Source organism: Paenibacillus sp. Y301, from assembly GCF_059445505.1.
The window spans coordinates 70,660-92,094 of sequence record NZ_JCAIUL010000011.1 but is presented as its reverse complement, the minus strand read 5'-3'; the positions used below and the strand labels follow the sequence as shown (position 1 = coordinate 92,094).

General features: G+C 41.3%; 17 protein-coding genes. 6 read left to right on the top strand and 11 right to left on the bottom strand.

The window, feature by feature from the left end:
- Window positions 1–910: 910 nt before the first annotated feature.
- Complete coding sequence (locus tag AC1D69_RS18360; protein ID WP_495457598.1) at window positions 911–3,379, top strand: S-layer homology domain-containing protein; 2,469 nt, start codon at window positions 911–913, stop codon at window positions 3,377–3,379.
- Window positions 3,380–3,866: 487 nt separating this feature from the next.
- A complete protein-coding gene (locus AC1D69_RS18355; RefSeq protein WP_495457597.1) occupies window positions 3,867–4,280 on the top strand; it encodes a VOC family protein in 414 nt (137 codons plus the stop codon).
- Window positions 4,281–5,071: 791 nt separating this feature from the next.
- Here the strand turns inward: AC1D69_RS18355 and hemG are convergent.
- The 3 genes from hemG to AC1D69_RS18340 all read right to left on the bottom strand — a co-directional run bounded on the left by hemG (window position 5,072) and on the right by AC1D69_RS18340 (window position 8,806).
- A complete protein-coding gene (gene hemG, locus AC1D69_RS18350; protein ID WP_495457596.1) occupies window positions 5,072–6,511 on the bottom strand; it encodes a protoporphyrinogen oxidase in 1,440 nt (479 codons plus the stop codon).
- 221 nt (window positions 6,512–6,732) lie between these two features.
- A complete protein-coding gene (locus tag AC1D69_RS18345) occupies window positions 6,733–7,875 on the bottom strand; it encodes a TIGR04053 family radical SAM/SPASM domain-containing protein (protein ID WP_495457595.1) in 1,143 nt (380 codons plus the stop codon).
- A gap of 361 nt (window positions 7,876–8,236) precedes the next feature.
- Window positions 8,237–8,806, bottom strand: coding sequence for a TetR/AcrR family transcriptional regulator (locus AC1D69_RS18340; protein WP_495457594.1), 570 nt, complete (start codon window positions 8,804–8,806; stop codon window positions 8,237–8,239).
- A 164-nt stretch (window positions 8,807–8,970) separates the two neighbouring features.
- Between AC1D69_RS18340 and AC1D69_RS18335 the strand changes: the two genes are divergently transcribed.
- Entirely contained in the window at window positions 8,971–9,933 is a 963-nt protein-coding gene (locus tag AC1D69_RS18335) for an SDR family NAD(P)-dependent oxidoreductase (RefSeq protein ID WP_495457593.1), read from the top strand.
- Between the two features lie 348 nt (window positions 9,934–10,281).
- On the opposite strand, the gene AC1D69_RS18330 is transcribed toward AC1D69_RS18335, so the two are convergent.
- Complete coding sequence (locus tag AC1D69_RS18330) at window positions 10,282–10,473, bottom strand: hypothetical protein (protein ID WP_495457592.1); 192 nt, start codon at window positions 10,471–10,473, stop codon at window positions 10,282–10,284.
- 207 nt (window positions 10,474–10,680) lie between these two features.
- On the opposite strand from AC1D69_RS18330, the gene AC1D69_RS18325 reads away from it, so the two are divergent.
- On the top strand, window positions 10,681–11,796 hold the full coding sequence (locus AC1D69_RS18325; RefSeq protein WP_495457591.1) for a copper amine oxidase N-terminal domain-containing protein: 1,116 nt from the start codon (window positions 10,681–10,683) through the stop codon (window positions 11,794–11,796).
- Between the two features lie 79 nt (window positions 11,797–11,875).
- Here AC1D69_RS18325 and AC1D69_RS18320 read toward each other — a convergent pair whose 3' ends face one another.
- The 6 genes from AC1D69_RS18320 to AC1D69_RS18295 form a co-directional block, all read right to left on the bottom strand.
- The gene (locus AC1D69_RS18320) at window positions 11,876–13,159 is read right to left on the bottom strand and encodes an MFS transporter (RefSeq protein WP_495457590.1); all 1,284 of its coding nucleotides are present in this window, start codon (window positions 13,157–13,159) and stop codon (window positions 11,876–11,878) included.
- A gap of 76 nt (window positions 13,160–13,235) precedes the next feature.
- Window positions 13,236–14,390 (bottom strand): winged helix-turn-helix domain-containing protein, encoded by a 1,155-nt coding sequence (locus AC1D69_RS18315; protein WP_495457589.1) that lies wholly within the window; start codon window positions 14,388–14,390, stop codon window positions 13,236–13,238.
- A gap of 430 nt (window positions 14,391–14,820) precedes the next feature.
- Window positions 14,821–15,009, bottom strand: a complete 189-nt coding sequence (locus AC1D69_RS18310; RefSeq protein ID WP_495457588.1) for a hypothetical protein — start codon at window positions 15,007–15,009, stop codon at window positions 14,821–14,823.
- Between the two features lie 295 nt (window positions 15,010–15,304).
- Entirely contained in the window at window positions 15,305–16,384 is a 1,080-nt protein-coding gene (locus AC1D69_RS18305; RefSeq protein ID WP_495457587.1) for an AI-2E family transporter, read from the bottom strand.
- A gap of 46 nt (window positions 16,385–16,430) precedes the next feature.
- Window positions 16,431–17,627 (bottom strand): MFS transporter, encoded by a 1,197-nt coding sequence (locus tag AC1D69_RS18300; protein WP_495457586.1) that lies wholly within the window; start codon window positions 17,625–17,627, stop codon window positions 16,431–16,433.
- A gap of 108 nt (window positions 17,628–17,735) precedes the next feature.
- Window positions 17,736–18,335 carry a TetR/AcrR family transcriptional regulator gene (locus AC1D69_RS18295; RefSeq protein ID WP_495457665.1) on the bottom strand — a complete coding sequence of 200 codons (600 nt, stop codon included), beginning with the start codon at window positions 18,333–18,335 and terminating at the stop codon, window positions 17,736–17,738.
- 239 nt (window positions 18,336–18,574) lie between these two features.
- Between AC1D69_RS18295 and AC1D69_RS18290 the strand changes: the two genes are divergently transcribed.
- Window positions 18,575–19,957, top strand: coding sequence for a cryptochrome/photolyase family protein (locus AC1D69_RS18290; RefSeq protein ID WP_495457585.1), 1,383 nt, complete (start codon window positions 18,575–18,577; stop codon window positions 19,955–19,957).
- Between the two features lie 5 nt (window positions 19,958–19,962).
- Window positions 19,963–20,628 carry a hypothetical protein gene (locus AC1D69_RS18285; protein ID WP_495457584.1) on the top strand — a complete coding sequence of 222 codons (666 nt, stop codon included), beginning with the start codon at window positions 19,963–19,965 and terminating at the stop codon, window positions 20,626–20,628.
- 54 nt (window positions 20,629–20,682) lie between these two features.
- Here the strand turns inward: AC1D69_RS18285 and AC1D69_RS18280 are convergent, their stop codons facing one another.
- Window positions 20,683–21,309, bottom strand: coding sequence for a hypothetical protein (locus tag AC1D69_RS18280; protein ID WP_495457583.1), 627 nt, complete (start codon window positions 21,307–21,309; stop codon window positions 20,683–20,685).
- Window positions 21,310–21,435: the final 126 nt, after the last annotated feature.

Genomic DNA, 21,435 nt, shown 5'->3' with positions numbered 1-21,435 from the left:
CTTACGATTCTATTCAAGCCAAGCTGATTTTCATTTATTGCGATCAAAATAGACATTACTCAAGCACCACACCACTCCGGGAGAATCTCCCTTTCTGCAGACAACAACGCGCTACTCCTCAACATTCCCCGTATATCCAAATAAAGTGATGCCACCTCTGGAATCTAACTAATTCTCTTACTTCTCCTAAAAAAGATCAAGAGTGACTTCCTGTTTAAATTTTCGCCCAGCGCTTAGAGTATTAAAATCCCTTATTCTTATGCACATACACCGATAGGAAATAAGATACCACAAACATGACAACGGTAAAAATTAATGAGGAAATCCCTACCTCAATGCCATTGAAAAACATGATCCCATATCAACCTTAGTAAAATCCACGGCAAAATCCGAAGCATCGCGTGCGTTTATCGGCCTAAAGGCACCGCATATTGCCAGAGTTTTGGTTGGAGTAAGACATCAGCGATTTGTGCAATGTCCATTTTAATCGGAGGATGCTGTTACTTCTGGCAAACCTCGGTGCGATGTTTTTTTATGTCCAAAAGTCAACACCCGCCTATATATCCGTATGAACATTTAAAGGGAAACCACACCATTGTTAGATCCATCCATGTGTTGCTGTGAATTATGGATATCCATATAAATTCCATAAGAATTTTATTAAGATTTCATTAAGATATGAGGATTTAAATAATGATAGGATGATAAAGGATACTTGGTAAGTAACACAAAAAATAACTAAAAGGTAGGTTGATTAACGATCATGAACAAGAATTAGCTTAGCTTATCAGGTCTATCGCAATAGTCTCCTTCATTTATATAATACCGTGATCAGATGAGGAGCTATCAATGTTCTTGCAAACAGATAATTGTATTTTCATTAATTGGACGACCAAAAAGGAGATTACTCATGTTATTTACTATTAAACGTACAAAATGGCTGTATATTGCACTCGTTGCGTTGCTATTGTTGACCACCTGCTCTCCATTTAGCGTGGCGGCCGAATCTCCGCAACCGCAGGTAAACCAAACGGGATCTGCTACTTCTACCCAATCTTTGAACCAACAACGCTATTCAGATGTTCCAGCTACAGCATGGTACGCAGAGGCGGTTAACACTTGGGTTATGCTGGGAATCCTCAATCCAAAGCAAGGAGATAAGCTGAGTCCCCAGCTTGTTATGACACGCGGTGATTTCGCTAAGTATCTTGCGATCTCACTAGATATGTCCCCCTCCAAAAGCGCCTCAAATTTTAAGGATATGCCTGCTGGAGCCACATTAACCGGGTATGTTACCGCCCTCTATGATGCTGGGCTAACAAAGGGTTACAAAGACGGTACGTTCCGTCCGAACTCTAAAATTACAAGAGCTGAAGTGGCGAGCTTGATTGCTACGGCCAAGAAGCTGAAGCCAGAGCCGCAAGTCAGCAGCCAATTTCGTGATGTACCGCAGAAAATCTGGTATGCTGGCGCAGTAGGCGCCTTGACAAAAGCGGGTATTGCGTCTGGGAAATCGAAGGATAATTTCGCTCCAAACGCAAACATTGTGCTGGCCGAAGGGATAACTCTGCTTTATCGCTCCTTCTTCAGTCCGTCCATCATTCAAGACATTGGCACTGACGGCACAATTAAAATTGACGGGCAGACCTATCGCGCGGGCGCATCGGTTCAAGGTATTTTTCAAGCATCGAATAAAGTTGCTTTGCACAATGCGGCGATCCAGTTCACCTATGTTGGAGATACGATAACGTCTGTTGAAGGGCTGATTATCGGATACAAAGACGCATTAACTGGAATGAATGCACCTATCATATTTGATGCCAAAGGCAACACCGTCAACGGAACCGTAATCGTGAGCTCCAATCAGGTTGCGTTGGCCCACTTGGAAGTTAAAGAGGATTTAAATTTGACCCCGGCCGTTCAGTCGGATTTCTTTGCCTTCAATGTGCTCGTTCAAGGCAAAACAGTTTTCCTAAAAGATAACGATCGTCCCAAATCACAGGTTACAAATATATGGTTCGAGCATAGCAATCTCGGCCAACTAAATTTATTTAACAGTGCTCTAGTGAAAAAAGTTGATATCAGTGCGGACATAACGTCCCAATCAAACTCCAAGTCAACGGGAGAAGTTCGCACCGTGGCAGATAACACATCCTATAAAAAAATTACTACCAGTACGAACAAGATGTCCCAATCAGGCTTCAAGTCAATGGTAGCAGTCAGCACTGTGGCTGATAACACATCCTTGAAAACGGTTGATATCAGTGCAGACATAACGTCCCAATCGAACTTCAAATCAATGGTAGCAGTCAGCACCGTAGCAGCGACAGATTACATATCCGTCGCCCAACAACTTTATATTGCATACTTTGGTCGTCCCGCCGATATCGAAGGCCTTGAATTTTGGAAAGGTCTCACTATTGATCATCCTGTCGATATTGCGGTTTTAAACAGCTTTCAGGCTTTCCCAGCTAGTCTGGAATATGAAGCTCAATTCGAAGATAGTACCGCCCAAATCGTTGACACCATGTACCAGAATCTATTTGGAAGACAACCAGATTCGGCAGGTCTTGCATTTTGGACAGCATCGATTGCCGCCGCAGGCACTGGTACAAACTCCACAACCGTTGGCAATTCAGCTACAGATTCGAGCCCTTTGCAACTTACTGTTGAAAACATAACTGGCACAGTTACGGCGGCGGTGAATACCGAACTCAGCGCCGATACGTCCACTACGCTTGATACACTCACCATTCAACGTGGCGTTGCCGTGGAATATTCAAGTCAAACGCCAATCGGTACGCTGATCATCGATAATAAAGATACCCTTGCCCCTTCGCTAATTAACCTAAACAACACATCCTTCTCCGGCTTAGTGAACATAGGGCGAACGATTGTAAACGATAATACCGGAGTAGTTAACCTGAATGTACAGGGTTTGCTCGGAACTCTTCAGACAACTGGAGTCAATTCTCAGCTTGTTCTGGGGGCCTCCACTTCTATCGCTAATCTGATCGTTCCATCGGGAGTAACCCCTGCATCGTTTTTCGTGAATGGCAATGACTTTTCTAAAGTGAAGGCTGTCAACGGGCAATCAACGACCCCAAATCCAACACCAAGTCCAACACCAAGTCCAACACCAAATCCAACACCAAATCCAACACCAAATCCAACACCAAATCCAACACCAAATCCAACACCAAATCCAACACCAAACCCAACACCAAACCCAACACCAAATCCAAACCCAACACCAAGTCCAAACCCAACACCAAATCCAGATCCGGATCCGGAATCAGGCCCAGTCCTGGAACCGAATCCTAACCCAAATCCTAACCCAAATCCTAACCCAAATCCAAATCCAAACCAAACGGTGTAATTCCTAATTTGACGATCACTACAACTTCGATCACAATCCCAAGTAGGTTTAATGGCTGGCGTCGTGAACGCCCGAGTCGCACATATGATTTCCTCTTGCACAGTGTTATGAATGAATATCGTAGATACAACTTCGATCACAAGTGCAAGCAGGTTTAATGGCTATGGCAGGTTATCACGGGCGAGCCGAGCAAATCACTTAGTACGGTTCTTTTTTAGAGATTTAAAATTCATCTGTCAAATCTCGAATGTTGAATCTCTTTTTTTGCACAAATACTCACCTATTCATATATCCCCCATTCATTATTTATTTGTAGCCTGGAAAGGTACTATAAAGTGGCATCCATTCGTGTTATTCTCGAAATTAGGTGGTGCTGCTAACAGGGTTCATTTTAACCACTTTAGCGGATGAGGATTGGAAGATCGTGATGTTATAAGCAATACTTTTAAAACGGCAATTCTAACGATAGTAAAGGAGAGTTGTAAAGATGAGAGTTCAATTAGAGGGTATCACCATATTGTCGAATGATGTCTCGCGGTTGGCTAGTTTTTATCGTGACGTTCTGGGTTTTAATATCATTACTGATGAAGGACATTATGTTGAATTTGAAAATAACGGGGTTCGTTTTGCGATTTGCTCCAAGCCATTAATGGCAGATAATACGAACAGTCATTATTCCTTTATTGAACAAAGTAACGGTCAAGCCTTTGAACTTAATTTTCAATGTGAAACGCCAGATGATGTCTATAGAATATACCAGGAAATTATCTCAAAGGGAGCCACATCGATTACAGAGCCGAAGTCAATGGATTGGGGGCAAACCACGGGATTCTTTGCAGATCCTGACGGCAACATTCATTCCCTTTTTGCGATTAACTCTATTGTTGAAGAGCTAGCATAGGAACAGGTTATACCACCTCTCTAAAACCTAAGTGTACTTTCAAAAATATCATTGCATCACCCGCCGAAGTAATCCTTAAATACTCGATTTCTCTCAGAATCATTTGAGATATACGTTAGCAAAACATCAGAGTAGACGCCCTTTGCTTTTGGGTAGGTCTACTCTTTTTTATGTTGTATTTCTCTTGAATATGGTTTATGTTTTGATCCTTTTTCTGTATAAGTACAGCATTATGATGCTAATTTTGTGTGTGGCTAGATTCATTTTATTTTCTATTGTGAATTTTTCATATGTTGAAATATTATTTCGCAACTCTATCTTCATCTCATCCTATCATGTTTGTTTAGAAAGCCCTCATGTTATGTAATCCTCTATTATAACACTCATGTCAGAATAACTATTATTTTGAACCACTAAAATTGGCGTTGATTATTATCACGAAGCAATTAAATATACAAGTAATTTCGAAATAATCGATTCAATGCCCCTCCTCTACTAAGTAACTGACACAATCAAAAGGCCGGAATTCCTCTAGATTGAGGAATCCGGCCCTTTTTTTGTTGTGTCCAAGGAATAGCAACAAATATTCAATTGGATTATAGTAGTTGACTCAATTAACTTGTTCATTCAAATATCAACACTCTGAATCTCCTACTAATTTGAATCAACAAAAAGTTTAACGAGTCTTGTGATGTTTAAATATAGTTGAGAATTACATTTCACCTGAATTCGTGTTCATGATCCTTCAAAGGAGGAATACAAGGTTTGGTGTGTTTCAGTTCCTTTTACCCTTAATGGTGAAAGCTTGTCGCCAATTGCCGAGCAACTTTTTCCCCCTGGCCGATACAATCGGGAATGCCAACGCCGTCATACCCCGATCCACAAACCAAAAGTTGCGGATACTGCTTTTCTAGCGCCACCCGCAGATTGTGGACCCGTTCCAAATGCCCAACCGTATATTGCGGCATGGCACTATTCCATCGAGTCGTAAGTGCAAATTCAGGTTGGGCTTCAATGCCCATGATGGCTTTCAACTCCTGTTGAACGCCGTCCGCCAATTGGCTATCGCTCCAATCCACCGGAGCTTCAGCACCTAAACGTCCAATATATCCCCTTAGAAGCACCTTGTCCTGCGGTGCGGTATGGGGCCATTTGGAGGATACCCAGGTGGATGCGGTAATGAAACGACCTTCGCTTCGCGGAACAACGAAACCAGAGCCTTTCAAATCTATATCAAGCGCATCTTTCTGATATCCGAATACGACATTGGCTACCGTCACATAGGGGGTCTTCTCCAGCCCGTCGGCCTCGGGCAATCCCCCAAGTAGTTTGTAACTTTCATAAGCAGGCAACGCAAGAATAACGCCGTTTGCCACTAAGGATTGGCCGTCCTCTAGCGTGATGCGGTATTCATCCGCTTCTCGCAAAATTTTTCGTACCCCACACCCTTTCTGAATTTGCACACTGGATACTACCAGCTCCTGCTCCAAACGTTCTACTAAGGAAGAAAGCCCGTTGCGAAAAGAAAGGAAGAAACTTTTTTGTACGATGGGCGGAAGTTCAAAGGGGAGTGGAGCAGCATGCGTTTTCCGGGGTGCCTTTTTCTGGGCGAGCATCCCGAGTATCAGGCTGCGGTACTTTTGCTCCATTTCGGAAAACTGCGGAAACGTTGACAGCAAGCTTAAAGACTCGGTATCTCCTGCGTATATTCCGGCCAAAAGAGGCTCCACCAACCGGTCCAGCACCTCGCTGCCCAATCTTCTGCTAATAAAAGAACCCAACGCTTCGTCTCCGGCTTCCCGCTTGCGGGGAAGGAACAGATCCCCTGCCGCCCTGATCTTCCCTTTCATGGAAATCAGTCCGGTTTTGATAAACGGCCCGACTTCAGTCGGAATGCCGTAAGAGAGTCCCTTTGGCATTTTCGCCAGTTTCCCGTCATGCAGAATGTAATTACTTTTTGCCGCCGGGTCGGTTCCCACTAATTCGCTTTCCATCCCCAGTTCATGGATAAGCCGAATAATCGGAAGTTTCCTACCTAAGAATGAATCCGGTCCCTGTTCAATGACATAGCCATCTTTACGTGATGTGCGAATTTTTCCGCCCAAGGCATTGCTTTTTTCCACCAAAATAATGTTGGCATGAATATCCATTGATTGACACCATTTATTCACATAATACGCAGCGCTCAAACCACTAATACCGCCGCCGGCTATCACAATTCGTTTTTCCAAAACGAACAACCCCCGTTTTCTTGTACGTTAAATATCATTAAACATGGAAGAAGATGCGAACCTCGTCATGATTCATACAATTGAGGATGCTCTCCCAGACCCTATGCCGCCGAATGAGAAAGCTCGAAATATCGAATAACAGGAACAAGCTGCGTAATGAACATGGCCCAGAATCACTCCGGAATGTCATTCGACAGCTTGTTTTTCGGTTATTCATGCTTCTATTGGGACTCGGCACCTGTCAAATCACTAGCCATCGCCTGCGGGATGTATTCGCAATACGAATCACTTTCCAGATAGTCCCCCGTAAGGGCATAAGCTCGCGACCGTGAACCTCCGCAAAGTTCTTTGAAATCGCACACGCCACATTTGCCCTTAAGCAGAGATTTGTTGCGCAATTCCCGCATAACCAGCGAATTACGGTAAATATCCACCAAGGATTGCTCCCGTACATTACCGCAGACAATAGGCAAAAAGCCGCTAGGATAAACTTCGCCAATGTGACTGATAAACACAAAGCCGTCTCCATCATTAACCCCTTTGGGCGCCCGTCCCAGCAGATCCTCCCGTTTCAGGGGTTTTTCTCCCGCTCCCGCTATAGGCATTCCCGCGTTTCTACTTGCTCCCATCATAGCTTTCTTCTGCTGGAGAAAGACTCTTCGGTAGTGTGGAGCTTCCGTTGCTTTTACGCCGTACGGCATCTGGCCTTGCAACTCCGCCATCCATTTCATCACCTGCTCATGCTCTGCAGGCGAAATCATATCTTTCTCCATCCCTCGGCCTGTAGGCACCAGAAAGAAAACGCTCCACAGCACCGCGTTCATTTCCCTCGCCTTTTCCGCGATATTTGCCAAATCGTCGATATTGTACTTGGAAACAGTCGTATTGATTTGCATTGGCAGCTGCAAATCCTTTAGATATTCGATCCCTCTCATCGTCATTTCGTAGGAACCTTTTGTTCCCCGGAAATGATCGTGAATTTCCGCCGTTGAGCCGTCTAAACTAAAAGCCCACCGGGACAAGCCCGCTTCTTTCGCCTTGCGGATCGCAACTTCCGTTACCCGTGGCGTGGCGCTAGGTGTCATGGATACTGTAAGCTTTTTCTCTTCCGTTGCATATTGGATCAATTCAAACAGATCCGGTCTCATGAGCGGATCCCCACCAGTAAAAACCAACAGCGGACTATCCAAATTTGCTATATCGTCGATCAGGCGTTTGCCTTCCGTCAAAGAAAGCTGGTGCGGGTCTGCTCTATATTGAGCTTCTGCTCGGCAGTGTAAACATTTCAGGGCACACGCCCGCGTTACTTCCCAGATCACAATGAACGGTGACTGATTATAATCTCGATCTTGCCGAACGAGCATTCTCCCCATCCCTTTCTTTTTTCATGTACCAAAAATACCATAGCCCTCTCAACCCAATTGTGTTTCTCGTCACAATGTCACATTCCGTTTGCAAACCAAATAACGTCAAAAAAAGAAGTTCCCCAACATACGTATACGAAATACAGATATGATTTGATCTTTATTAATATAGACACAGCGGTTATGTTGCTAATATTGTTGTGACTAGATAGATAAATTCTGTAATCTATTGTGAAATTTTCATATGTTGAAAAACTAATCTACACTTTCACCTCCATCTTCCACCCATCTAATCCGATAACTAAGCAGCTGACACAATCAAAAGGCCGCAAGCATATGTGAAATATGCTTGCGGCCTTTATCATTCATTCATAAATATCAGATCTAGAAAAGAATCGATCAGCTGGGTGGAACTATCCAATCCTTTCTCAGATTCAGAGTGCTCTGATATATTCAGTTCCACCAGACCATGAATAAACGCGTACATGATTGCAGTGGACTGATTTGAGGATTTTCGGATATTCCCTGCCTTTTCCAGACACTTCTCTACTACCGTAAATATAACAAAAGCGGATTGAGCAATTTCCGGATACATTTCTTTATCCCATTGCTTACGGAACATCAATTGATAATGCTCTGGATTGTTAATGCCAAAATCATAATAAGTAAGCAAAATTGCATTCAAAAACGATCGTGGTTCGTTCGTGTTGTCGCTTAATTGGCGAATACTACTATTCAGTAATTCGAAATTTTCGGCTACAATGGCCGCCAGCAAGTCATCCTTATTTTTGAAATGTCTGTACAATGCACTTCGGGACAAGTTTATTTTTTGGCCGAGATCACGCATATTGATGGCATCGATTCCTTGCTGGTCAATGATTTCCCTTGTGACCTGAATCAGCTTTTGTTTGGTATCGTTATTATTTTTCATATATCCCTCTTGTGAAATAGATTCATTTTCCTTACATAAAAATTCTACCCCACTATGTTGACAAAGTCAACGTAATGAGGTTATACTCAATTCATGTTGACAGTGTCAACAAACTAAACATCCTTTTACTAACCATAACCAAGATCCTAAGGAGAGTGTATGAATTGAGTTCAGAACAACATCAAACGGTTATTATAACAGGCGGAAATACGGGATTAGGCTATGAATGTGCTAAACAGATTGCTAAATCTGACAACAACTATTATGTTGTTCTACCTTGCCGCAATGCGGCTAAAGCCAAACAAGCTGTAAATTCCCTTATACAAGAAACCCAAAACAACAACATAACCTCCATGGAATTGGATCTTTCATCTTTGGAATCCGTTAGAAATTTCATTGGAAATTTGTCCAAAATGGATCTCCCGCCCTTATATGCACTTGTATACAATGCAGGTGTACAATTTATTGATGATACACATTACACGAAGGACGGGTTTGAAAGCACCTTTGGCGTAAATCACCTTGGACATTTTCTCCTGGCTAATTTATTACTTGAACAAATGATACCTGAAGGCCGAATCGTGATTGTCAGCAGCGGAACCCATGATCCATTGAAAAAAACAGGTATGCCAGAACCTATATTCTTAAATCCTCAAACATTGGCCTTTCCTAACCCAACTAATGCAAACGAAGTAATCACTCTTATTGGCCGACGACGCTACACAACTTCCAAGCTATGTAACTTATATTTCACCTACGAGCTATCCCGCAGAATAAAACACGACACGGATAAAAAAATCACCGTCAATGCTTTCGATCCGGGAATGATGCCAGGAACGGGCCTCGCTCAAAGTTATACTCCTATTATGAAGTTGGTTTGGAACTATGTTTTGCCTGTTTTAACTTTGTTTTATCCGAATGTGAATACCGTACGCAAGTCAGGAAATGCATTAGCCAATTTGGTAACCGATAGTCAACTTGACCAGACTACAGCAAAATATTGCGAAGGCAAGAAACAAATTAAATCTTCCAATCTTTCGTATAACAATGATAATTGTAGTTCTCTATGGAAGGCTAGTGTAGAAATGTCTAAATTAACACAGGCTGAGACCATTCTGAAAGTCTGATAATATAAGAGTTGATGAATCTGGAAAAGGTCGGTTGGTAAAAGGTGCGCTATGTAAGAAGATGGAGTGATGGGATTCGTTATGAGGAAATCCTATCGCCACTGGAGAACAGAAAATACAAAGAGCCCGCGTAGCTCTTGTAATTTCACCCTTCGATGCAAGGCCATTACGGCTTCTTCCCAGGGCTCGAGGAATGGGGCTGCCGAATTTCAGTTAGAAGTTATCGTCAGACGCGCGTAATTTGTATTGATTAACGATAATAGTAAATGTAAAAAACCACTTAACCAACAGAATATTCTGCTGATTAAGTGGTTTATTGTAGAATGATATACTCGGACAGTCTATTTACTACGAATGAATAATAGCATCCACTTTTGCTTGCGGCGCCTTGTCGCAGCGTTTACATACCTTTACACCCGTCCCATCACTTGTGGTTCTTGGATAGAGTAGCTTAATTCGTGTGCTCTTACAGACTGGGCATGTACCGCGACCACGAGATGGTAAGTTCCATAGCGCATGTCCACGTTTTGTTTTCGCCATAAATATGTTCCTCCCTAAACTATGAACTTGTTTCTTATTTCAATTATGGATAAATAATCCATACCATTCAAGGTAGAGAATATGTTAAATAAATCTTTCCAAGGGTAAGAATCAGGTCTGACTCTGACTTCCATCAGGAAAGCGTTTGCAACCTTTTTGTAACCATTACCGTCTTAAATGTATATTAACTAAAGGTGGTGCAAATCTGTGTTCAACAAGAAAATAGGAATAGTCAGTTTAATGGTTGTCGTATTATCTTCTACCGTACATGTTCCACAAACACAAGCGGCGCCCGCGTTAGACACCGTACAGTTTCAAATTAACCAACATGCATATACGAATGGATCGGGACAACATTCCTTGCCTATTACTCCCTATATTCTTCAAGGCAACTCCATGGTTCCTCTTCGAGCTTTGGCCCAATCACTTGGTGCAGCCGTCAACTGGGATCAAGCTAACCAAACGGTAACATTAACAGGACAACCTTTCGGGCAGTTGAAAATGAGAGTTAACACGACGTTTGCGGTGAATGAAAATGGTGAACAGGTTGAACTTCCAGCAAGCATTAGGTTGGTACAAGGAAATCTGTTGGTTCCCGCCAAAAGTATTGCCTCTCTTATGGGAGCAACGGTGGAGTGGATCCCCTCGCCAAACACCATTACCATTTCTAAAAATATCGAAAACAGCGATAGCCTTCATTTCAACTATGACTTCAATACTGAAACAGAAGGCTGGGAAGGAGATTTTGCGGACCTTCCGGTCGATTACAACAAAGATATTTACGAATTACAACACACCAGAGAGCTTCTGCCCATTGATGGCGACAATAAAACGAATTATGGTCTTAAACTCAAAGGATCTAATCGAAGTGATGATCTATTCATGTTCCTCATTAAAAAGGTCGAGAACCTTACTCCGAATACCGAGTATCATGTCAAGCTTGATTTCAGTATGTATACTAGCGTAGCTGGTGGTTCATTTGGTATCGGGGGTGCCCCAAGCGAGTCCGTGTATGTGAAGGCAGCAGTGCTCAACAAGGAGCCTATGGCAGTTCAATTGGATGATGGCAGTGGGCTATACTACCGTATGAACATCGACAAAGGCAATCAATCCATGGGTGGCGCAGATGCAAAAGTATTGGGAAACATCACAAAGCCAGACTCCGATAAAGAAGGTTACCAACGCAAGAATTTCAGTCACACCGCTACGGTCACGACCAATGCCAATGGTGAGTTATTCCTACTTATAGGAACCGATTCTGGATTTGAAGGTCTTACAACGTTATATTACGACGATATCAAGTTAACGGCGACAGAGAAATAACGAATAAACAGATAAAAGGGGCGCACATCACGTATACATGATGTGCGCCCCTTTGTTTTGCTCCAATTTCCTCCACTACTTACTCTACTGCTGGCAGTTCCGTACTAGTTACACTAAGTTTCTTGGACTCAGGCCATAACGCTCGACGAAACAGGATCCCTCCCACGCCGATCAGGGTAATCACCAAGCCAAGAATCAAAAAGATACGGGCAGGACCGGAATGCTGAACGAACAGGCCTCCCACTAGTGGCGCTCCTATCATCACAGCACTCATCATCGTACTCTGAATCCCAAACACGCGTCCCGTCATATGTGGAGGTGTTTCTTTTTGTAGACAATAATTAAAAGTAATGATAGAGATCCCGTTGCCTGCACCCAATATAAATCCCAACAGAAGTACAGGGATCACCGTAACTCCCAACTGAAGTAGCCCTAGTCCTCCAACAGCTATGCCGATTAGTATATCCGCACTACCCATACGCCGACCATAACCCGTTTCTCGATTCGTCTTATTCATAGCCATAATCGTGATCACAGCTCCAATACCGGATGCTGCCACCATCCAGCCCAGTAGGGATTCATTATTCGGAGCAATTAGCCGAAAAAGACTGGTGAATTGAAAATCAATCATCTGAATAGCAAGTATGCTAATGAGTCCATAGAGCATCATGTTCAGTAATAGCTTACTACGAAATATAAAACTCCAGCCCTCTCTCCACATTGTGCCCAGTGGAACCCGCTCCTCTTGTGCTCCGGCTGCATGAGCCTCGTTCCCAGACTGCATATTCTTAACGGTAAGTAACAACAAAAAAGAACATACGCGCAAGCCACTATTTAGCAGAATACACCACTGCGGCGTAAGCATAGATAGTGCGAAGCCACCCAGTAATGGTCCAGCGATCTTAGATCCTTGATTAACGAGTCCGTTCAGCGAGGTTGCTTGAAGTAATTGATCTTCATGAACAATGCTACGGGTTAATGATTGCTGAGCCGGTATATTTAAGGTCGAAATAGCCGCTCGTAGCATTAGCAACGGAAGCAGCCATTGCATATTGGGAGCAAACAATACCAATAAGGTCAGGATCGCGGTGAGTAGATCGTAAATGCGCATGAGATTCAACTTATTTAGTCTGTCAGCAGCCACGCCTGCAACAGAACCAAGTAAAATGCCAGGTAGCGCCATGGATACCGGAATCAGTGCCAGCATTAGCGGACTAACTTGCCAGCGATACCCAACAAGCACTTGAATGGCCAACACGTCGAACCAATCTCCAAAGGTAGCTGTGGCGAATGCGCTATATATGCGCATGTACATTTTGTTATGAAGCAGGCTTGTTCCTACCTCTCTTGAAGCATTCATCATTCATTCCTCCAAAGTTACGAATTATAAGCGTATACAGCTCATATTTGTACTATAACGGAGGATTGTCAGAGGATTGTCAGAGGGTAGTCAGAACCTTTTGCAGTGTCCTTTCCAAGGGTTGTGCCAGTCGATTCAACCCTAATCTCTCTTGTTCTTCTTCCAACATCCTTATGTACTTACGGTTTAAGGATTCCTTGCAAGGGATCCTATTGCAATAGTATACAATACGGTGCAACGCACACAGAAGCATAGGTACGAACCCAGACATAACCAGTACCTGAAGACCCTCGTCTAACAGGCTCTCTGCTTCTTTCCATGCCTTGCTCCGCAAATTCCACAATCCCTTCACCACATTGTAACTACCGATTTCTCGTAAAAAGGGATTAAGCAGCAACAGCGCATCAATTCGCTTTGCTATCTGTTCTAATTCTTCGTTCGGAGCTCCATCCACGATATGAACAAACATCTCTGTGATGGCTGTTACTGGGATGAAATACTCATATCCTGGTTCGACGATAACTTCATGTGTCAACTTTAAACGTTCCAAGGCCTTGTTCGTTTCTCCTGTAAGCGTATATAAATCTAGTATATTAAGAATCTCCAACTCCTTGTGCTGGGAAGCAGATAATAGATTGCTCTTAAGTATATGTTCACAGAAAGATAGCTTTGTCTTGGGATCACCGCTGTACATATAAAACAGCAGTAACCAGTACAATCTTTCATCAAATCCCACCTCATCCGTATTCAACAGCCACTCCAAATCACCTTGTACAAAATGAATACATATTGAATAGAATGGGTCCATCTCATAGCCCAGTATGTCCTGCTGGCGGGCAAGAGTCAGCATCGAATACCCTTGACCATATCGATGGTATTTCCCTAACACTTCCATCATTGTCTCGTGCAGTTCTGTATCCTTTATTGTTGGATTGGCTAACTTCATTGCGGTATAATCTTGTACGCACAGACTATACCCGATGCCTCGAACTGTCTTAAGTTCCAATCTTTTCAGAGCTCCTAGCTTTTTGCGCAGACGATAAACATGATCATCGACCGTTCGCTCTACGGGATATTCTAGTGGCCACACTTTCTCTAAAAGTTGGTCTCGGCTAAACACAAGTCCCCTATTTCGATGTAGAAACTGAAGGAGAGCAAATTCCTTAGGTAACAATTCTATCTCTAGGCTCTCTGCAATCAACTTATATTCATTTTCGTGAAATTCCAGATACATGTAGTAACCTTCTTCCTAACCGTTTCATCCTACACACATTATAACAGCCAACCATATCTATGAAAGGAACTAAATTTGCTAGGAACAGCGATGTGACCAGTAGATAGTAGTAAGGTTATTGGGAAACGTGGTCGTGTACGGGGCACAATAAGACATCACATGAGCGATGCCTTGGGTCAGAAGATGTATTAATTATCGGATGGGAACCCTCAATGGACCCTCATGTGTATGTGCGTGGAGTCTTTATAAAAACGTCTTGTTATACCTGTGGAAGCAATCGTTGCTGCACCAAGCTTATGTTTAGTATATCTGATTAACGTGGTTAATGGATTATTAATCTCAATTTTTTACGAAAATACTCAAAAAAAAAGATACCTCGTTGCACTAAATGCATGAACCATTTAGCACAACGAGTATCTACAGCAGGATTTCACTTTGTTGATGCATCTACTTTCGCTTGTGACACCTTGTCGCAACGCTTACACACCTTAATCGATGTTCCCGCTGTTGTTACTCTTGGATAAAGCAGCTTAATTCGCGTACTATGGCAGATTGGGCATGTGCCACGTCCTCGTGATGGTAGAGTCCAAAGTGCATGTCCACGTTTTGTCTTTGCCATGAATAAATTCCCCATTTCAGTAATTTCAATTTCTAAATGATAGAACAACGAACGATATAGAATGATGCATTAGTCTATTGCTATCACTTTATCGATCGAACAGTCCGTCGTGTCCGTCACACAACTTATGTTTTCTATCTATTTATATGTAGCCTATAGAAGACTTATGATCTTGTTCATTTCACATTTTAGCCGTTAATTATCCCAACACCAAAGAAGAGAAGCCGCTTATGCGACTTCCCCTCTCTAATATTAAAGTTATTACTCGAACAACCTAAATATCCTATCAACTGGTTTAAGCATCTTCCCACTTCTGTTTAACGAAAAGCTCATACAACTTCACAACGATGATTTTGACAATCATATATACGGGAATAATGACGATCATACCAATAATACCGAAAGCATCACTAGCAACCATGACTAGGATAATCGTCGTCAGAGGATGAATATCTAACTGTTTACCAAAAATATACGGTGATATTAAATTATCCTGAACTTGTTGTGCAACTAAGATCACCACTAACGACCAGATCGCAACTGAAGGTGATTCAATCAAGCCAATAATGACAATCGGGATCGCAGAGAGAATTGCTCCAATGAATGGTATGAAGTTCATAATAACAGATATCACTGTCAACAGAAGCGCATACGGTAGACCAATAATAAGGAATCCAATATACATTAGAACACCAAGCGCTACATTGACGACAACCCTACCCACGATGAATCCACTAAGGGCATGATCAATATCTTTCATAACTTTACGACCTTCATCACGAAAACGCTTGGGCATAAAACTTACTATTTTCCGTCCGAACTTGTCTCCCTCTTTCAACATGTAGAACAGAAGAATCGGAAAGGTCAATATAATGACTGCGAAATTGGAAACGAAAGAAAACATGCCTGCCACGTAATTAGACAATAGCGAGAATCCTTTGTTCAGATATTCAGTCAACTGAGTTAAAGGACTTGTATCCTTTGGAAGTATCGATGCTAGAAATCCATTCTGTTCTAATTCTTCTAACTTATTACCAAAAGAAATTAGCAAATTCGGAGCATTATTTACTAAATTGTAAAATTGAGTACGTAATAATGGAAACACTACAATAATAAATATGGTGATTAGGATAGCAAACACTAAATAAATAATTAGAATAACCAATGACCTATTTAGTTTTGGACGTTCCAACTTATTCACTAGCGGGCGTAATAGGTAATAACAAAAGGTGGCTAACATTAATGGAATCATAATAATACTCATCAACGAGAGCAAAGGTGTAAAGATGAAATCCACAAGCGATCCCAGATATATAATGATGAATATCAAGACAACCGCAATGCATAATTTGATGAATTTATTCAATGATCTCAATTATTCTCCTCCATTTCATAACGTTGACCACTAAAGATTACGAAAGTTAACTAGTGGATTCAGATACTCTACCTCTTCTTCCTTTCAACGATAATACGAAACATAACATTAAGACAATCGCGGCTGATACATAAGGAAAATTAATATCTAAGTCGAATAAAAATCCTGCAACGATAGGTCCAGCAATATTCCCAAGACTTGTATAAGCCGAGTTCAGACCCGCTACATACCCTTGTTGTTCAGGGGCAACTTTAGACATTTGTGTGCTTATAGCTGGACGTAATACATCCATTGCTAAGAAGACAATAAACGTAACTACAACAATCAACCAATACTTGTGTACAAAAAGAGTTAAGAGTACGAATATGCTTGACATAATCAAGCTAAAGGAGATTACATTCTTCTCTCCAAATCGATTCAATATCCATCCGAATACGGTCGCTTGTACAACAGCACCAGATATGGACCCAAACGTAATAATATAGGCGATATCTTTGGGTGTGAAACCGAACTTGTGATCAACAAACAGACCAAAAACAGTCTCATAGTTCGCTAACCCGAAAGATGCAACAAATACAATGATTAAACTTAAAAAGTAAGGTTCTTTATAGGAATGTAACAACTGAACAGAAAGGCTTTCTCTTTTATCTGTCTTTATGACTTTCTTACGTTTGTCTGCTGGTAAGGATTCAGGTAAAATAAGTGCAGTAACTAATGCTGCTACAGCACCTGCTATAGCTGCTGCATAGAAAGGAACTCGTATACCATACTCGGCTAAAATTCCTCCGATCCCTGGACCGATGATGAACCCCGTTGTAATAGCTGCCGTAATGAAGCCCATCCCTTTAGCCCGTTCTTCATCTGAAGTAACATCGGCGGTATACGCCATGACTGCTGGCATAATGCACGCTGCCCCGATTCCCCCAAGAAATCTAGCTAAAAAAAGTAAATAAGTCGAACTAACCGATCCAAATAACCATTCGGATAATGCAAAGATAATCATCCCTAACACAATAATTTTTTTCCGTCCCCATGTATCTGATATTCTACCAGCCATTGGCGAGAACAATAATTGTGTTAACGAAAATGCTGCAACAAGCATTCCAATAATACTTCCACTAATATGTAGTTCCGTCATATAAGTAGGCATGATGGGTACAACTAAACCGATACCTGTAAAAACTAGAAAAATGTTAACCATCAGGAGCAATAGTGCGCCCCTATTTCTTAATAATAATGTCATATAAATAATCCCCCGAAATATCGTTTTCTCTTGATGTGATATACTTTAACCTTTTATACTGAATGTTCGTTCTACAATAGGAACACATTCTATCATTCTAATTAAAAACTAGTCTGTTTCTTTTGCAATCCCATATAGAAAGACTTTAACTGCTAAATGATATAGGGAGAGTGCATCCTTTTGGTTTAACTTACGAGACATTTGACTAAGCCCCATTGTTAAACTTTCAAAAATAACCGAAAGACTCTCAACATTGTTCGCCTTGAATTCACCGCGATCTATTCCTTGTTGTATCAATTTTTGATAGAAGTTAAGATGCCCATTCACCATTTCCATTATTCTTTCTTCAACATCACTTGCCTTCTCTTCACTATTGAAAAATTCATCTGCTGCTTTGGTTAAGGGATGGTTTAAATCTTGAAGTACCATTTGTTCAGCAACCCCATACATCTTGTCTGTCGTTGTTTCATAGAGTGATTCTTTTTCTTTCCATTGTTGCTCCCATTCCTGATCCCACTCATCGATTAAATAGAGAAACAACCCTTCCTTACTTTTAAAATGATAATAGATATTTCCTTTACTACTTCCTGTTGCTCCTACGATATCTTCAATCGAAGTTGCCTTATAACCCTTTTGTACAAATAGGCTTCTTGCAGCATCCGCAACTCTTCTCTTCGTATCTTCACTTTGCAACTGCTTTTTATTCACATAGTTCCACTCCATTCCGCTACTTAACGAATAGATCGCCATCAATTATACTGAACGTTCATTCAGTATGTTAACACAAATAATAAATTTATATCAATAGTTCAACTAATAACAACATTTACAATTCACTTATATTGGGTTAACACTGGCATAACACTTTGATATTTTCGCTTATTTAATACATACTTTATGTTACGCATATACTTGTTCAATATACTTTCGCTAAGGAGATAGCATTCATGATCCTTTTCATCCATCGTAAAGATCTGCGCATCAACGACCTTCCAGCTTTTGATGCTATACGATATGCCCAGCGTCCAAGTCTGCATGTACTCATTCTTGACTCTTTTCTATTGCGGAATCACAGGGGACTTGAACATAGTGGTGTTAATTTCCTTCATCATGTTAAATTACTGCAACAACAATATGCTATCTTAGGCAAACACCTTCATATTTTATACGGAGAGCCCTCTGTGGTCGTTCGGCAACTCTTACAGAACCACCCCATAGATGAGATCATCATTCATGCTGATCATACGCCCTATGCGCTGAAGCGTGACCTTGATCTTCGGGAGACCGCATCTTCACAAGGAGTCAAGTTAACTTCCTATGAGGATGGGACACTGGCTGATCTACAAGACTTCACACAGTGGAGCGGGCGAACTGAACCTTATAAAGTGTTCACTCCATTCTATCGGCGCTGGCGTGTCTTTATCAGTGAACAGTCAAGACCCCCTTATTCCGCAACGCTTAATGATCTTGAAACTACTGATCTGGCCGACGAGACGAAGAGCACATTTCCTATACCAGAAGAGATAGCAAATCTTTTGCGCGGAGAAAATCAATCAACGATAGAAACAGATCGTGATCATCCGTTTCAAACGCTTGAACAGTTCTTCAATGTAGGGATATACGACTATTCGAATAACCGCGACCAATATGCCAAGGATGGGACTAGTCAAATAAGCCGTCATTTAAATATCGGGGCTTTATCAGTACGCGATATCTATTATAACCTTACAGGCGTGGATGAAGATGCACATGCCGAGGCATGGCTGCGACAACTGGCGTGGCGTGATTTCTACTTATACCAAGCTCAATTGAATCCAGACTACTTTAGATATGAGAAGATATTCGATTTCTCCGATCTTAGTACAGTTCATTTCCCCGCTTGGGCTGAAGGACAGACAGGAATCCCAATCATTGATGCTGCGATGAGACAACTGAATGAAACCGGATGGATGCCTAACCGGCTGCGAATGATCACTGCGATGTTCTTAACGAAGAATCTAGGATGCCCATTTATTTACGGTGAACGTTTTTTCCGTCTGAAATTAAGTGACTATGATAATGTGTTGAACCGTGGGGGATGGCTCTGGAGTTCATCGTTAGGATTTGATGCATCCCCATACTTCCGAGTCATGAATCCCGTAACTCAGTCTCAAACCCATGATCCAGAAGGAACCTATATTCGAAGATGGATGCCTGAACTAGCACACCTATCCAATAAAGATATTCATCTTCCTCAACCTGAAGCTCTAGTTGACCTCAAAGGCTCCCGTGCCCTTGCAATTGAGACTTACAAACGAATTCTTAATTCCAACAAAAAAGGAGAGAATTAATAATAATGAAACAATGGAAGAAAGGGTTATTCTTAATAGCACCTTGTCTTTTATTCATCGTTATTATCACTACAGTGCTAATAAATGGTCGCTCCAATTCTCTTACACAAGAACGAATAAATGAATTACGTACTCAATATCCTGTCACGAATGAATATCCAGAGTATATTAATGCCCGTCCTCTTAGTTTTGAAGAAGTCCTAAATAATACAGAAACCGTTATTATAGCTGATATTGTGGATGCTTTACCAAACTATAAGTTAGATATCATTGACTCTGGAACACCTGAAGCTCAATTAAGAGAGAAAGATCAAAACTTGGGTATACCTACTTACCAACCTTCTTTTACACCATATGAAGTTATCGTCGATACAATTATTCTTGGTGAACCCGTCCCTGATCATATTAATCTTATATACAATGCTGATTTCAAAGATATGGAACCCAACTTACAACCTGGAATGAAAATAATTACCGCGATAAAAAAGCCATCTAAACATCCTGAAGGAAATTATTTCTTTACGAGATATGGAACCTATTACATTGTTAATGACAACTATGTTTTATCAGCATATCAGGAGGATATGGCTAATATTGATAGTCTAGCTATGCGGATGAATGGTCATACAGTCAAAGCTTTAATCAAGGAAATAAAAAGGTTAAAAGAATAATCTTTGATAGCTATAAGGACAGAAGCACGTTTTTCGCGCTTTTGCCCTTTTCTTTTAATAAGGTCTTTCTAAATTCAGTATTAAGGCCTTAATAACTTCTCTTTCACCAGAACTAACCTCATCATTAGTACTCAACTGTTTCAATTCCTCTATGATTGGTTTCACATCCTGATAACGAAGATTGTAGGCAATATATTCAATAACCTTTTTCCTTTGACTTAAATCAACCGTATCTGCTAACGCTTTAATAAACTCATCTCTGTCTCTAGTAAATAACCCTCCAACAATTGCTGCAAAAGATTCGCTCCATGCACCATCCAATCCCTTCGTAGCCAGAATAAGATTCGGGAAATTGGCAGCATCGATATACTTTTGGTTCAAGTAAAGGAATTCTATTAGTTCCATGGTTTGTTCACCACTCGTCTCATTGTATGTATGCCAGTTGATGTTAGCGATTAGTGGTAGTATTTCCTTCATTTTCTCTTCAATATTGATTTCTTTAACGATAGAATATACTCTCTCTTCTTTCGATTCTGTTACCTTAGGCGACTCCATTGCTATGGTATTTACAGGTTCTGCTGGTTGAGTATTATCAGATGCATTTTGTGAGGTACAACCTGTCATCATGAAGCACATTAAGAATATAACTATTGTGATACTCACGCGAATAGATATTTTCATCGTATTAACCTCACTTCATTAATATTTATGAACAAGAATAGAACCATGTCTAACACGCAAAAATTGATCTTTAATGACGTTTAATTTCATTCACTCCGGTTAGATGATCCGATAAATTAACATACT

Bases quoted from the DNA above. Each gene is read 5' to 3' on its own strand.
- AC1D69_RS18285 (WP_495457584.1), top strand. From the start codon at position 19,963: ATGAAACAATGGAAGAAAGGGTTATTCTTAATAGCACCTTGTCTTTTA.
- AC1D69_RS18290 (WP_495457585.1), top strand. From the start codon at position 18,575: ATGATCCTTTTCATCCATCGTAAAGATCTGCGCATCAACGACCTTCCA.
- AC1D69_RS18280 (WP_495457583.1), bottom strand. From the start codon at position 21,309: ATGAAAATATCTATTCGCGTGAGTATCACAATAGTTATATTCTTAATG.
- AC1D69_RS18300 (WP_495457586.1), bottom strand. From the start codon at position 17,627: ATGACATTATTATTAAGAAATAGGGGCGCACTATTGCTCCTGATGGTT.
- AC1D69_RS18355 (WP_495457597.1), top strand. From the start codon at position 3,867: ATGAGAGTTCAATTAGAGGGTATCACCATATTGTCGAATGATGTCTCG.
- AC1D69_RS18345 (WP_495457595.1), bottom strand. From the start codon at position 7,875: ATGCTCGTTCGGCAAGATCGAGATTATAATCAGTCACCGTTCATTGTG.
- AC1D69_RS18310 (WP_495457588.1), bottom strand. From the start codon at position 15,009: ATGGCAAAGACAAAACGTGGACATGCACTTTGGACTCTACCATCACGA.
- AC1D69_RS18360 (WP_495457598.1), top strand. From the start codon at position 911: ATGTTATTTACTATTAAACGTACAAAATGGCTGTATATTGCACTCGTT.
- AC1D69_RS18340 (WP_495457594.1), bottom strand. From the start codon at position 8,806: ATGAAAAATAATAACGATACCAAACAAAAGCTGATTCAGGTCACAAGG.
- AC1D69_RS18330 (WP_495457592.1), bottom strand. From the start codon at position 10,473: ATGGCGAAAACAAAACGTGGACATGCGCTATGGAACTTACCATCTCGT.
- AC1D69_RS18315 (WP_495457589.1), bottom strand. From the start codon at position 14,390: ATGTATCTGGAATTTCACGAAAATGAATATAAGTTGATTGCAGAGAGC.
- AC1D69_RS18320 (WP_495457590.1), bottom strand. From the start codon at position 13,159: ATGATGAATGCTTCAAGAGAGGTAGGAACAAGCCTGCTTCATAACAAA.